This window comes from Psychromonas algarum (assembly GCF_004376845.1).
Classification (GTDB): Bacteria; Pseudomonadota; Gammaproteobacteria; order Enterobacterales; family Psychromonadaceae; genus Psychromonas.
In genome coordinates, this window is the sequence record NZ_SNUW01000009.1 from 16,231 (window position 1) to 28,557 (window position 12,327).

Below are 12,327 nucleotides of genomic sequence, written 5' to 3' on the forward strand. Positions count from 1 at the left end.
AGTTTATTCCATTAACCTCTCTGGAGTTTTACATGGCTGAGCAAAAAGTTAATTTAATGGCAGAGGTTACTTTGGTGACTTCATTTCAAGATGCTGACCCTATGGGGGTTATTTATCATGGAAACTATTTTCGTTTTTTTGAAGAATCGCGCCGTTTATTAATGGAAAAAATTAATTATAACTATCGTGATATGGTGATTTCTGGTTATGCCTGGCCGGTGATCGATAGTTACGTTAAATATGTTCAAGCAATTCCTTTTAATCATGAAATACGTATTACCGCTAAATTAGCTGAGTGGGAAAATTATCTGCGTGTTGATTATGTTATTTATGATGCGCAGTCAGGTAAACGTATGACTAAAGGTTATACACGACAAGTTGCTGTTGATATGAAAACGGAAGAGATGTGTTTTGCCTCTCCTAAAATATTAGCTGAGAAGTTGGAGCCCTATTTTGTTTAATTATCGTTTAATTAATAAAGGACTTTGCTGTTTATTATTGCTTTGTTCATTTTCATTATCAGCTTTAACACTTGAGCAATTACAGCAACAATTAACAACCCAGAAAGTTTTACGTGGTGATTTTACACAATCAAAATCGCTACAAATGTTTAAACAACCTTTGCTTTCTGACGGTACATTTTTATTAAGTCATGAGCAGGGGTTGATTTGGCAGCAAAATAACCCGTTTCCTGTGTCGTTGGTGTTAGCAAAAGATAAATTACGTCAGCAATTTTCAGGTAAAGAAGCAGAGATTATTGAAGCAAAAGATAATCCGATGGTTTTTTACTTTAGCCACCTATTTTTATCTTTGTTTAAAGGTGATTTGAGCTCACTTGAAAGCCAATTTAGCATGCAATTAAGCGATGATGGTAAAGGCAATTGGTTATTAAATTTAACGCCTAAAAAAGCGCCTTTAGATAAAGTGTTTAAAAGCATTAAAATTCAAGGAAAAGAACAAATAAAATCATTGACGTTAACGGAACTCAATACAGACTCTTCGCTGATTACCTTTAGTAATATTAGCGAGCAACAAGCACCTTTAACACAGCAAGAAAAAGATGCGTTCAAATTCTAAACGTTTACTCCTATGGGGAGTCTTTATTTTGTTTTGTGCTGGTTTGCTGATTCAGCAAACAGTAATGCAGGATAAGTTACCCATAGAAACAAACATCCTCGCTTTATTACCTAAAGATCAACAAGATAAAGTTGCTCAACAAGCTTTTGAGCAAATCGCTGACAACATTAATAATCGTGTTGTTTTTCTGATAAAAGGTAAAGATAAAGACAATTTAGTTAAAGCGGCAAGTTATTTTAATGATGCGTTAACAGCGATCGGTTTATTTGCTCATGTTGAATCTAAAATTAGTGAAAATCAGCAACAGGCTTGGGGATCGTTATACTTTCCCTATCGTGCTCAGTTATTAAGTGAACAAGATAAAAGCAACCTAGCGCAAGCGCCTGATGAACGTGTCACCCATGTTATTGAGCAGATTTATAATCCTTTTTCGGGTGTTTCTGGTGGTGAATTAAAATCTGATCCATTTTTATTATTTAGAGATTTTTTAAGTGCGCGAAATACCAGTGATGGTCATTTCTCACTGTATCAAAATTACTTACTAAGTCAGGTTGGTGATGATTTATATCTGATCATTCAAGCGGATTTAGCCGGTGATGCATTTGATAGTCGATTGCAAAGTTTATTGCCTCAATTACAAATCTTAGAAGCTGATGTTGAGCAATTGTTTCACGTGAAACTATTGCATACGGGCTCACTATTTTATGCAGCGCATGGAGCAGAAAGTGCTAAAAGTGAAATTAGTACAATTGGTGTTGGCTCTTTAATCGGTATTATTTTATTACTGTTATTTGTTTATCGTAGTAGCTTGCCTCTGATGTTAGCTTTGTTATCAATTGGCTGTGGTCTATTGGTGGCATTTGTTACAACGGTTTTAGTGTTTGGGAAAGTACATCTATTTAGCTTAGTGTTTGGTGCGAGTTTGATTGGTGTTTCCATCGATTATGCTTTTCATTATCTTACGGAGCGACTGGCTGAACAGAATAAGTGGGATCCTGACTTTGCTTTAAAACAGATATTTAATGCGATTTCATTAGGTTTAGTGACCAGTTTAATTGGTTATCTTGGTTTGTTAATTGCACCATTCCCTGGTTTACAGCAGCTTTCACTGTTTTCTATTGTTGGTTTATTAAGTGCTTATTTAACGGTTGTTTTATGTTACCCCGCTCTGGCTCGTTCTCCGAGTAAAACTAAATTACCTAATTTACGATTATTAACGGCGTGGTTAGCTCTGTGGCAACATAAATCATTAAGAGTTGCACTACCGAGTGTATTGATTATTTTTGCATTTATTGGCTTAACTAAAATCACTTTTAATGATGATATTCGTCAATTACAAACGATGCCAGAGGATCTAAAAGCGCAAGAGCACACGATTAAAGACATTACTGGTGTGGGTAATAATCAACGTTTGTTATTAGTTAAAGCGAATTCTGAAGAGTTATTGTTGCAGCGACTAGAACAATTATCAGCACAGTTTAATGAATGGAAAACACAAGGTTTTATAAAAAGTGTCCAGTCGGTCAGTCAGTTTGTTCCTTCTTTAAAAACACAGCAAGAAAATTACCAACTGGTGGAAACGCTTTATCAGCAACAAGGTGAAAGTTTATCTAACAAGTTAAATTTAACTGAGGCAATTGAATTTAAGCAAAGCTTTAAACCGTTATTAGTCAGTGATTATTTAATGTCTCCTGTTTCTGAGCCGCTTGGTTTTTTATGGTTAGGTGATATTTCAGGGTATTATGCATCCGTTATTATTTTGAGTGATGTGACTAATCCAGCGACTGATCCGCAATTGGTTGCTCACTACATTGAGCAACAAGCAGATGTACAGGTATTGGATAAAGCGGCAGAAATATCTGCTATTTTTTCACATTATCGACTGTTTATTGGTGAAATGTTGCTAGCGGTGTATTTTCTGATTGGACTTTTATTAGCATGGCATTACGGTGTTAAGAAAGCTTGTAAAGTGATGACTCCTCCTTTAATTGCTGGTGTTGCCGCGCTTGCTATTACTGCGGTATTTGCTATCCCTATTACTATTTTTAATCTGCTCGCTTTATTACTTGTATTAGGTATTGGTATTGATTACACCTTATTTTTTGCTGAGCAGAAAAACACTATCAACAGTGAAAATACATTCTTAGCGATCACGCTTTCTGCTATTACGACTGTGTTATCTTTTGGGTTATTAGCATTAAGTGAAACACAAGCGATTTATGGATTCGGTGTAACTGTTTTGACTGGTATTATTATTGCGTGGTTATTAGCCCCTTTAGCAATGAACAAAGGAACTAAAAAATGAAGCGGATGATTGTTGTTTTATCGATATTGTTGAGTGCTTGTTCTATGCAACCTAAAATGCAACAAGCAACACATCCAGTGCAAGTTGAAATAACACCTGGACAGTTTGTTAACTTACCACAGCCTAAAGAACTACAACAAAATGTTAATGTTAGTCAGCTTATTACTGCTCAATGGGGAGAAGCTAATCAACAACAGATGCTAACGCAGTTACAAGTAGATCAAGAAAAAGTTGTGTTAGCTGGGTTCTCTGCTTGGGGTGTTAAGTTGTTGAGCTTGACTTATTTGGGTGAAGATGGCGGAAATAAAATTGAAACAAATGTGATTGCAGGATTTGCCGATAAATTACCACAACCCGAGCAAGTTTTATTTAATGTTATGCTTTCTATTTGGCCTAAAAGTTCATGGGATAAACCACTGGCAGCAATAGGTTGGAAGCTAAAAGAAACAGCGTTACAGCGATTATTAATTGATCAAAATGGCAAGGTGGTTGTGACGATTGATTATCAGAAAAAAACACATTTAGATGGCAAGATAACGTTTAAACATCAAGGTTTAAATTACACTGTGATAATTGAAACAAAGGCATAAAAGCTGACACAATGAGTTATCAACTAATACACATAACAAATGATGAAAAGCTAAATGGATAATACACAAGATAATGCAATTTATATTCATGCGATGGCAATGAATAGTGCGCTGGGTGATAACACTGAGCAGCAAATATCTACTCTTTTAGGTAAAACCCCTGCTGCTATGTGTTCAGAATCTGGTTGGTTGAATGATGGTAAAGCAACCGTGGTTGGTAAAGTATTAAGTGAGTTGCCGATCATTCCTGCGCACTTTATTAATAAAAATACTCATAATAATCGCTTGGCCCTTTCTGCTTTATTATCAATGGAAACTTCTATTAAAGAAGCGATTGAACAGTTTGGTGCAGAGCGTATTGCTGTTGTTGTTGGGACCAGTACATCTGGCATTAGTGATGGTGAAAGCGCGTTAAATGAAGGTTTATCTGTTGATTACCACTATCACCAACAGGAAGTAGGGAATTTAGGGCAATTTGTTGCTGATTATTTTTCAATTGAAGGTCCTGCTTATACAATTTCAACTGCTTGCTCATCATCTGCTCGTGTGTTTATCTCAGCTAAACGTTTATTAAATGCAGGTTTAGTTGATGCTGTAATTGTGGGGGGAAGTGATTCTCTGTGCCGATTAACATTAAATGGCTTTCATGGTTTAGAAGCCCTTTCGAGCGAAGCTTGTTTGCCTTTTAGTCAAAACCGTAAAGGCATTAATATCGGTGAAGCAGCTGCATTTATGTTGTTATCTAAACAGAAAAATACAACAGGTTTAGCATTGCTAGGTGTTGGTGATAGTTCTGATGCACATCATATATCTGCACCACACCCTGAAGGAAAAGGTGCAATAGAAGCGATGCAAAAAGCGTTAGATGATGCGCATTTAACTGTTGATGATATTGGTTACATTAATGCACATGGAACAGCGACTAAATTAAACGATGCGATGGAATCTAAAGCGATATACACATTATTTAAAGATACTGTGCCAGTAAGTTCAACAAAGCCATTAACAGGGCATACATTAGGTGCAGCATCGATATTAGAAGCGAGTATTTGTTGTTTGTTATTAGCGCAAGATATGACACTACCGGTACAAATCAATGATGGTGAGTTTGATCCTACTTTAGCTCCTATTCAATTTGTTAACAAACCTGAAAAATTACAGAAAAAAATATTGTTAAGCAATTCATTTGCATTCGGTGGTAACAATATGAGTTTAATTTTTGGAATAAAAAATGACCAATAAATACCCTAGTATTGCATCCTTAGTACCGCATGATGCACCAATGATATTAATTGATAATATCGTTGATACAGATGAAAAAACGATTCATTGCCAAGTATTTGTAACAGCAGACAGCCCTTTTTTTGATTCTCAGAGTAATGCCATTGGTGCGTGGGTCGGTATTGAATATATGGCACAAACGGTTGCGGCATGGTCTGGTTACCAACACTTTTTAAAACAGCAGGTTTCTCCTATTGGATTTTTGTTAGGTGTTCGCCGTTACGATACGCAATCTGATCTTTTTCATCAAGGTGAAATTATTGATATTTATGCGGAAAAATTGATGGAAAGTGAAGGCATGGGGGCATTTTCCTGTCAGATAAAATGTAAAAACAAACAATTAGCAAGTGCACAATTAAACGTATTTGTGCCAAATAACCAACAATTAGAAACAATGCTAAAAGGAAAAGATAATGACTAAGCAAGTACTGGTGACTGGAGCAAGTAAAGGTATTGGTCGTGCAATCGCTCTACAATTAGCTAAAGATGGATTTACTATTGCCGTGCATTATATGGGTGATAAAAATGGTGCATTAGCGACGCTTGAAGCTATTAGCGAATTAGGTGGAAGTGGTCGTATTTTACAGTTTGATATTAGCGATCGAGAACAATGCCGTACGGTTTTAGAAGCAGATATAGAAGCTCATGGTGCGTATTACGGTGTGGTGAGTAATGCTGGCGTCACTAATGATACTGTTTTTCCTGCAATGACTGGCGATGAATGGGATGGTGTTGTACATACCAATTTAGATGCATTTTATAACGTTTTACATCCTTGTATTATGCCTATGGTTCAATTGCGTAAAGGTGGCCGAATCGTCACTATGGCATCTGTTTCCGGATTGGTAGGAAATCGAGGTCAAACCAATTATAGCGCTGCTAAAGCCGGTATTATTGGTGCAACAAAAGCGTTGGCATTGGAAGTTGCAAAACGAAAAATCACTGTAAACTGTGTTGCTCCTGGACTAGTTGATACAGGCATGGTGAATGAAGAAGTCAAAGAGCATGCTCTGCCGCTTGTGCCACTTCGTCGTATGGGACAACCAGAAGAAGTTGCGGGTCTTGTTAGTTATTTAATGTCTGATATTGCCGCATATACAACCCGTCAAGTGATCAGTGTAAATGGAGGGATGGTGTAATGGTTGAACGTAGAGTCGTTATTACAGGAATGTCAGGTGTTACCGCTTTTGGTAATGATTGGGCAAGTGTCCAGAAAAAACTCAAAGCATGTGAGAATGCAACGCAGTATATGGAAAGTTATGAACAGTATGATGGTTTGAATACTAAGTTAGCTGCACCTATTGATAACTTTGAATTGCCTAAACATTACACTCGTAAAAAAACGCGTGGCATGGGGAGAGTTGCTAAATTAGCAACTTTGGCTACAGAAAATGCATTAGTACAAAGTGGTTTGATAGATAATGACGTATTAACCAATGGTGAAACTGGCGTGGCTTATGGTTCATCAACGGGTAGTACTAATGCTGTTGGTGCCTTTGGTGTAATGCTTAATGAGAAAAGTACGCGTGCAATTACCGCAACAACTTATGTGCAAATGATGCCACATACTAGTGCTGTTAATGTTGGTTTGTTTTTTGGTTTAAGAGGCCGAATTATCCCAACAAGCAGTGCTTGTACGTCTGGCAGTCAAGCGATTGGTTATGCTTACGAAGCGATTAAATTTGGTAAACAAACAGTTATGGTTGCTGGTGGAGCGGAAGAGCTATGTCCTACGGAATCGGCGGTTTTTGATACTTTATTTGCTACCAGCCTGAAAAATGATGCTCCTAAATCAGTGCCTCGTCCATATGATAAAGATCGTGATGGTTTAGTCATTGGTGAAGGTGCGGGTACCTTAGTGCTAGAAGAGTATGAACATGCAGTTGCACGTGGTGCAAAAATTTATGCTGAAATAGTTGGTTTTGCAAGTAACTGTGATGCTACTCATGTGACACAACCTCGTAAAGAAACAATGCAAATTTGTATGGAAATGGCGTTAAAAGATGCCAATCTAGATGCTAACAAAATTGGTTATGTTTCGGCACATGGAACAGCAACGGATCGTGGTGACATTGCAGAAACTAATGCAACGGAAGGCGCATTAGGTAAAGGAGTCCCTATCAGTTCTTTGAAAAGTTATTTTGGTCATACTTTAGGTGCCTGTGGTGCTGTTGAAGCTTGGGTTGCTATTGAAATGATGAATAATGGTTGGTTTAACCCAACACTTAATTTAGAAAACCTTGATCCTGAATGTGGTGATTTAGATTATATTACTGGCTCTGGTCGTGATATTGATTGTGAGTATGTAATGAGCAATAATTTTGCTTTTGGTGGAATTAATACCTCGCTTATATTTAAAAAAATGTAAGTGTTTACTATCTTTTTTGTATAGTCATATAGGCGATATAAATAAATTTTCACTTAGAAGTGAGCTTTGTTTATGTCGCTTTTATTTTTTGTGCTTTTTCTAACCATTCAGGAAGTTCACTTTTTCCTTTTTCCGACAATTGATAAATTCCTCGTTCTACTTTTTCAAACCAAGCATAATAATTACCACTTAAAAAACTTGTCGCTTGTGGTTCTGTAATGGCTTTATTAATTTCAGATCCTTTAGCTTGCGGATGTGTGAGTAAATACTCTGCAACACGAATACAGCGTTGACGGTATGCTGTTAAACCTGCTTTAGATCGTGTTGAGCCCCCTTTTTGTGTATCACCAATACGTTGATCAAATTCTTTTAATAACCCTGCTTGTTTACGTTTATTTTGTCGTGGTGTGTATTCTTGTGGGTCACAGATAACTTCTACGTATTGTTGTGATGCTTGGATATCTACGATGATTAAACCAATACCTAAACGTTTAATTAACTTTTTAACTTGTTTACTTTGTTTTTTATAAATACCACATTGTTTGGGAACGGCAATATAAACAGTATCTGACAGGTTGAAGCGATCAACTGCTTGTAACAATAAAGTGATATTTAAACTTAATTTAAGTTCAACGATAACAACTTTTGATCCCTTTATTGCGACTATATCGCAATCTTTTATCTCCCCTTTTACTTGGTAATCAAGTTGCTCAAGGTATGATTTTATTGGAGTGTAGAGATCGCTTTCTTGCAGTTTTTTTTTCATCTAGATCAATCGTTAAGTTTGTTGGTTAAGTTAATATAAAATAATGCAATAAATTAACCCTAACTACTAGTTGTAAAAGGATTTCATTTAGCACGTTTTATCGTTATTTTTTGTTTATTATTAACTGGATGCTCCTCATTACCCGAGAATGCTCGCAAGCTAGTTACCAAAAAAATCTTTCTCCTCGCACTTTTAATGAAAACACTGATATTGCAATGATTATTGACTCTGCTCCATTGCCGGTTGAAAGCGCTGTGTTATTTAAACGCAATATTAATAAGGTTACATTCAAGTTAAGTTTGATTGATGACAGAATTGTATGGATGATTAAACAACATCAAAAGTTACCATAACGAGCCTACAGAAACGTTCTAGAAAGTCTGCTATGTATTTTATGTGTTTGTTAGCTGGAGAATCTTAGCTATAAATACCCCATTCTTAGTGCAATTGTATAAGTTGTTTTCTTCCATAATTGAATGTTCATTCGGGTGCTTATCTGATGTAAGAATAGATATTTTTTGTATAGGGAGACTTTTTGACTGAGAGTTTATTTGGGGATTTAAAGTGTGTTTTCTTAAGCTACCTTTGTAGATATATACAAGTTAAAACTGTTAGTGGTATAGATGCCCTTGAATGGGTATAATATCGACTCATTTTTTTTAATCAACTCGAAGCCAACATCATGCAAAAATTCGATACAAAAACATTCCAAGGGCTGATTCTTGCATTGCAAGACTTTTGGGCTCGCCAAGGTTGTGCGATCGTACAACCTCTTGATATGGAAGTGGGTGCTGGAACATTCCACCCGCAAACATTCTTACGTTCAATTGGTCCTGAGCCAATGAGCAGTGCTTATGTTCAGCCATGTCGTCGTCCTACTGATGGTCGTTACGGTGAAAACCCTAATCGCTTGCAGCATTATTACCAATTCCAAGTGGTATTAAAACCTTCTCCGAAGAACATTCAAGAGTTGTACTTAAAGTCACTTGAAGAGATTGGTATCGATACATCAATCCATGATATTCGTTTCGTTGAAGATAACTGGGAATCACCAACCTTAGGGGCTTGGGGTTTAGGCTGGGAAATTTGGTTAAATGGCATGGAAGTAACGCAGTTTACTTATTTCCAACAAGTTGGTGGTCTTGAGTGTTCACCTGTTACCGGTGAAATCACTTATGGCCTAGAACGTCTTGCAATGTATATTCAAGGTGTTGACAGTATTTATGACCTAGTGTGGACAGATGGTCCAATGGGTAAAGTGACTTACGGTGATATCTTCCACCAAAATGAAGTTGAACAATCAACTTATAACTTTGAATATGCAGATGTTGATGCGTTATTTACAAAGTTTGATCAATGTGAAAAAGATAGCCAAGGCCTAATTGAAGCTGGTTTACCATTACCTGCTTATGAGCAAGTAATGAAAGCATCTCATGTATTTAACTTGTTAGATGCTCGTCATGCAATTTCAGTAACTGAACGTCAACGTTATATCTTACGTGTACGTTCATTATCAAAAGCAGTTGCTGAAGCTTATTACGCTAAGCGTGAAGCGCTTGGTTTCCCACTTTGTAAAAATTTAAATAAATAGAGGCAAGTTTAATGTCACAAGAAAATTTATTGATTGAATTGGGAACCGAAGAGTTACCACCAAAATCACTTCGTAAACTTGCTGAGTCATTTGCTAGTAATGTTGAAGCAGAATTAAATAAAGCAGAATTAACTTTTGAAAAAGTTGATTGGCTCGCATCTCCAAGACGTTTAGCTGTAGTGGTTACTAACTTGGAAGCGGCTCAAGCAGATAAAGTGGTTGAGAAACGTGGTCCTGCTGTAAATGTTGCTTTTGATGATAACGGTGTTGCAACTAAAGCAGCTCAAGGTTGGGCTCGTTCAAACGGTATTACTGTTGAACAAGCTGAACGTTTAGTGACGGATAAAGGCGAGTGGTTATTATTTAAATCAGAAGTTAAAGGACAGCATGTTAAATCGCTGATCCCTAGCATTGCTGCAACGGCTTTATCGAAGTTACCAATTGCTAAACCAATGCGCTGGGGAAGTGCGAGTACTCAGTTTATTCGCCCAGTACACACAGTTACTATGTTATTTGGCGATAAATTAATTCAAGGTGAATTATTAGGTGTTGCTTCTGACCGTGTTATTCGTGGACATCGTTTCATGGGTGATGCTCAATTAACGCTAATGCATGCAGATCATTACCAAACGTTATTAGATGACTCGGGTAAAGTTATTGTTGATTACGAACGTCGTAAAGCGATTATTCGTGAACAAGTAGAAGCACTTGCTGCACATGAAAATGGTGTTGCAGCTATTGATGACGAGTTATTAGAAGAAGTTACTTCTTTAGTTGAATGGCCTGTTACATTAGTGGGATCATTTGAAGAGAAATTCTTAGAAGTTCCTTCTGAAGCACTTATCTACACAATGAAAGATAATCAGAAATACTTCCCAGTATTAGATAAAGAAGGCAATTTATTACCTCGCTTTATTTTTGTTTCAAACATTGTGAGTCGCGATCCAAAACAAGTTGTTTCTGGTAACGAAAAAGTAGTTCGTCCTCGTTTAGCTGATGCTGAGTTTTTCTTTGAAACAGATAAAAAGAAAACATTAGAGAGTCGTTTAGATTCTTTATCAACTGTGTTATTCCAAAAACAGTTAGGTACGTTAAAAGAAAAATCTGAGCGTATCAGTGCTGTTGCGGAAAAAGTTGCGACTAAGATTGAAGCAAATCCTGAACATGCACAACGTGCTGGTTTATTGTCAAAAGCAGATTTAATGTCTGAAATGGTAATGGAATTCCCTGACGTGCAAGGTGTTATGGGGATGTATTACGCTCGTTTTGATGGTGAACATGAAGATGTTGCTGTTGCATTAAACGAACAATATTTACCACGTTTTGCTGGCGATAAACTACCTACTTCTTTAGTGGCTTGTGCAGTTTCATTAGCTGATAAGTTAGATACGTTAGTAGGTATCTTTGGTATTGGCCAAGCACCTAAAGGTGATAAAGACCCGTTTGCATTACGTCGTGCTGCAATTGGTCTGTTACGTATCATTACAGATAAAAACTTAGACTTAGATATTGTCGAGTTAGTGGAAATAGCTAAAACACAATATGCTGATAAATTAACAAATGAAAATGTTGTTAATGATGTGGTTGAGTTCTTATTCGCTCGTTTCCGTGCAACTTATCAAGCAAACGGTTATTCAGTTGAATTGATTCAATCTGTATTAGAGCGTCGTCCTACTAAACCAGTTGATTTTGAGAAACGAATTAAAGCTGTTGCTAAATTCCAAACCTTGCCAGAAGCTGCTCCAATTGCTGCTGCTAATAAACGTATTAGTAATATTCTTGCAAAAGTAAAAGAAGATATTAATAGTGATGTTAATACTAGTTTGTTAGAAGAAGATGCTGAGAAGGTACTTGCTGATGTTTTAGCGACTCTAGAGAGTAAATTAAGCCCTCTATTTGCTTCAGGCGACTACGAGTCTGCCTTGTTTGAGTTAGCTAGCTTACAAACGCCTGTAGATGCTTTCTTTGATAATGTAATGGTAATGGCTGATGACTTAGCTGTTAAACAGAACCGTTTAGCATTATTGAATCGTTTACGTAACTTGTTCTTACAAGTTGCAGATGTATCGGTGTTGTAATTTACTTTTAGCTCATGGTGAGCGACTTTATTGCTCTCTTTAAAAGCTCAGTTTACGCTGGGCTTTTTTGTTTCACGTGAAACAGTTTGCTAGATTTTTCTGTGACTGGTTACGTTTAAATTGTAAATGTTAGATGGAAATTATTTTGTAAGTCTAAATGAAGTTGTTATTTATTAAATATTACCTACGTAAGTTTGAATGATGTACTCATTATTATTTACAGCATATTTTTACTATTAGGTATTTTTGTAATTTATCTAAATAGTATTTG

11 protein-coding genes are annotated in these 12,327 nt (G+C 36.6%); 10 read left to right on the forward strand and 1 reads right to left on the reverse strand.

Features of this window, described 5'->3' with window-relative positions:
• Positions 1-32 precede the first annotated feature (32 nt).
• Genes E2R68_RS09415 through E2R68_RS09450 form a run of 8 tightly spaced genes read left to right on the forward strand, consistent with a single transcriptional unit; the run spans position 33 to position 7,621 of the window.
• Entirely contained in the window at positions 33-461 is a 429-nt protein-coding gene (locus E2R68_RS09415; protein WP_134277450.1) for an acyl-CoA thioesterase, read from the forward strand.
• Positions 454-1,077 (forward strand): outer membrane lipoprotein carrier protein LolA, encoded by a 624-nt coding sequence (locus E2R68_RS09420; protein ID WP_243834639.1) that lies wholly within the window; start codon positions 454-456, stop codon positions 1,075-1,077. Before E2R68_RS09415 ends, E2R68_RS09420 begins: the two co-directional genes overlap by 8 nt.
• Positions 1,061-3,382, forward strand: coding sequence for an MMPL family transporter (locus E2R68_RS09425; protein ID WP_134277451.1), 2,322 nt, complete (start codon positions 1,061-1,063; stop codon positions 3,380-3,382). Before E2R68_RS09420 ends, E2R68_RS09425 begins: the two co-directional genes overlap by 17 nt.
• Entirely contained in the window at positions 3,379-3,972 is a 594-nt protein-coding gene (locus E2R68_RS09430; protein WP_134277452.1) for a DUF3261 domain-containing protein, read from the forward strand. The genes E2R68_RS09425 and E2R68_RS09430 overlap by 4 nt, the downstream gene beginning before the upstream one ends.
• A gap of 54 nt (positions 3,973-4,026) precedes the next feature.
• Entirely contained in the window at positions 4,027-5,214 is a 1,188-nt protein-coding gene (locus E2R68_RS09435) for a beta-ketoacyl-[acyl-carrier-protein] synthase family protein (protein ID WP_134277453.1), read from the forward strand.
• Positions 5,204-5,674 (forward strand): hotdog family protein, encoded by a 471-nt coding sequence (locus tag E2R68_RS09440; RefSeq protein WP_134277454.1) that lies wholly within the window; start codon positions 5,204-5,206, stop codon positions 5,672-5,674. Before E2R68_RS09435 ends, E2R68_RS09440 begins: the two co-directional genes overlap by 11 nt.
• Positions 5,667-6,392: a 3-ketoacyl-ACP reductase FabG2 gene (locus E2R68_RS09445; RefSeq protein ID WP_134277455.1), complete on the forward strand. Its 726-nt coding sequence runs from the start codon at positions 5,667-5,669 to the stop codon at positions 6,390-6,392. The genes E2R68_RS09440 and E2R68_RS09445 overlap by 8 nt, the downstream gene beginning before the upstream one ends.
• Complete coding sequence (locus tag E2R68_RS09450; protein ID WP_134277456.1) at positions 6,392-7,621, forward strand: beta-ketoacyl-ACP synthase; 1,230 nt, start codon at positions 6,392-6,394, stop codon at positions 7,619-7,621. Before E2R68_RS09445 ends, E2R68_RS09450 begins: the two co-directional genes overlap by 1 nt.
• Positions 7,622-7,691: 70 nt before the next feature.
• Here E2R68_RS09450 and E2R68_RS09455 read toward each other — a convergent pair whose 3' ends face one another.
• Positions 7,692-8,387 (reverse strand): DUF2161 domain-containing phosphodiesterase, encoded by a 696-nt coding sequence (locus E2R68_RS09455; RefSeq protein ID WP_134277457.1) that lies wholly within the window; start codon positions 8,385-8,387, stop codon positions 7,692-7,694.
• Positions 8,388-9,069: 682 nt separating this feature from the next.
• On the opposite strand from E2R68_RS09455, the gene glyQ reads away from it, so the two are divergent.
• Complete coding sequence (glyQ, locus tag E2R68_RS09460; RefSeq protein WP_134277458.1) at positions 9,070-9,978, forward strand: glycine--tRNA ligase subunit alpha; 909 nt, start codon at positions 9,070-9,072, stop codon at positions 9,976-9,978.
• An 11-nt stretch (positions 9,979-9,989) separates the two neighbouring features.
• Positions 9,990-12,056, forward strand: coding sequence for a glycine--tRNA ligase subunit beta (glyS, locus tag E2R68_RS09465; RefSeq protein ID WP_134277459.1), 2,067 nt, complete (start codon positions 9,990-9,992; stop codon positions 12,054-12,056).
• Positions 12,057-12,327 lie beyond the last annotated feature (271 nt).

Excerpts from the sequence above, each read along its gene's own strand:
- glyQ (WP_134277458.1), top strand. The coding sequence starts at position 9,070 with ATGCAAAAATTCGATACAAAAACATTCCAAGGGCTGATTCTTGCATTG.
- E2R68_RS09450 (WP_134277456.1), top strand. The coding sequence starts at position 6,392 with ATGGTTGAACGTAGAGTCGTTATTACAGGAATGTCAGGTGTTACCGCT.
- E2R68_RS09415 (WP_134277450.1), top strand. The coding sequence starts at position 33 with ATGGCTGAGCAAAAAGTTAATTTAATGGCAGAGGTTACTTTGGTGACT.
- E2R68_RS09445 (WP_134277455.1), top strand. The coding sequence starts at position 5,667 with ATGACTAAGCAAGTACTGGTGACTGGAGCAAGTAAAGGTATTGGTCGT.
- E2R68_RS09435 (WP_134277453.1), top strand. The coding sequence starts at position 4,027 with ATGGATAATACACAAGATAATGCAATTTATATTCATGCGATGGCAATG.
- glyS (WP_134277459.1), top strand. The coding sequence starts at position 9,990 with ATGTCACAAGAAAATTTATTGATTGAATTGGGAACCGAAGAGTTACCA.
- E2R68_RS09425 (WP_134277451.1), top strand. The coding sequence starts at position 1,061 with ATGCGTTCAAATTCTAAACGTTTACTCCTATGGGGAGTCTTTATTTTG.
- E2R68_RS09455 (WP_134277457.1), bottom strand. The coding sequence starts at position 8,387 with ATGAAAAAAAAACTGCAAGAAAGCGATCTCTACACTCCAATAAAATCA.
- E2R68_RS09430 (WP_134277452.1), top strand. The coding sequence starts at position 3,379 with ATGAAGCGGATGATTGTTGTTTTATCGATATTGTTGAGTGCTTGTTCT.
- E2R68_RS09440 (WP_134277454.1), top strand. The coding sequence starts at position 5,204 with ATGACCAATAAATACCCTAGTATTGCATCCTTAGTACCGCATGATGCA.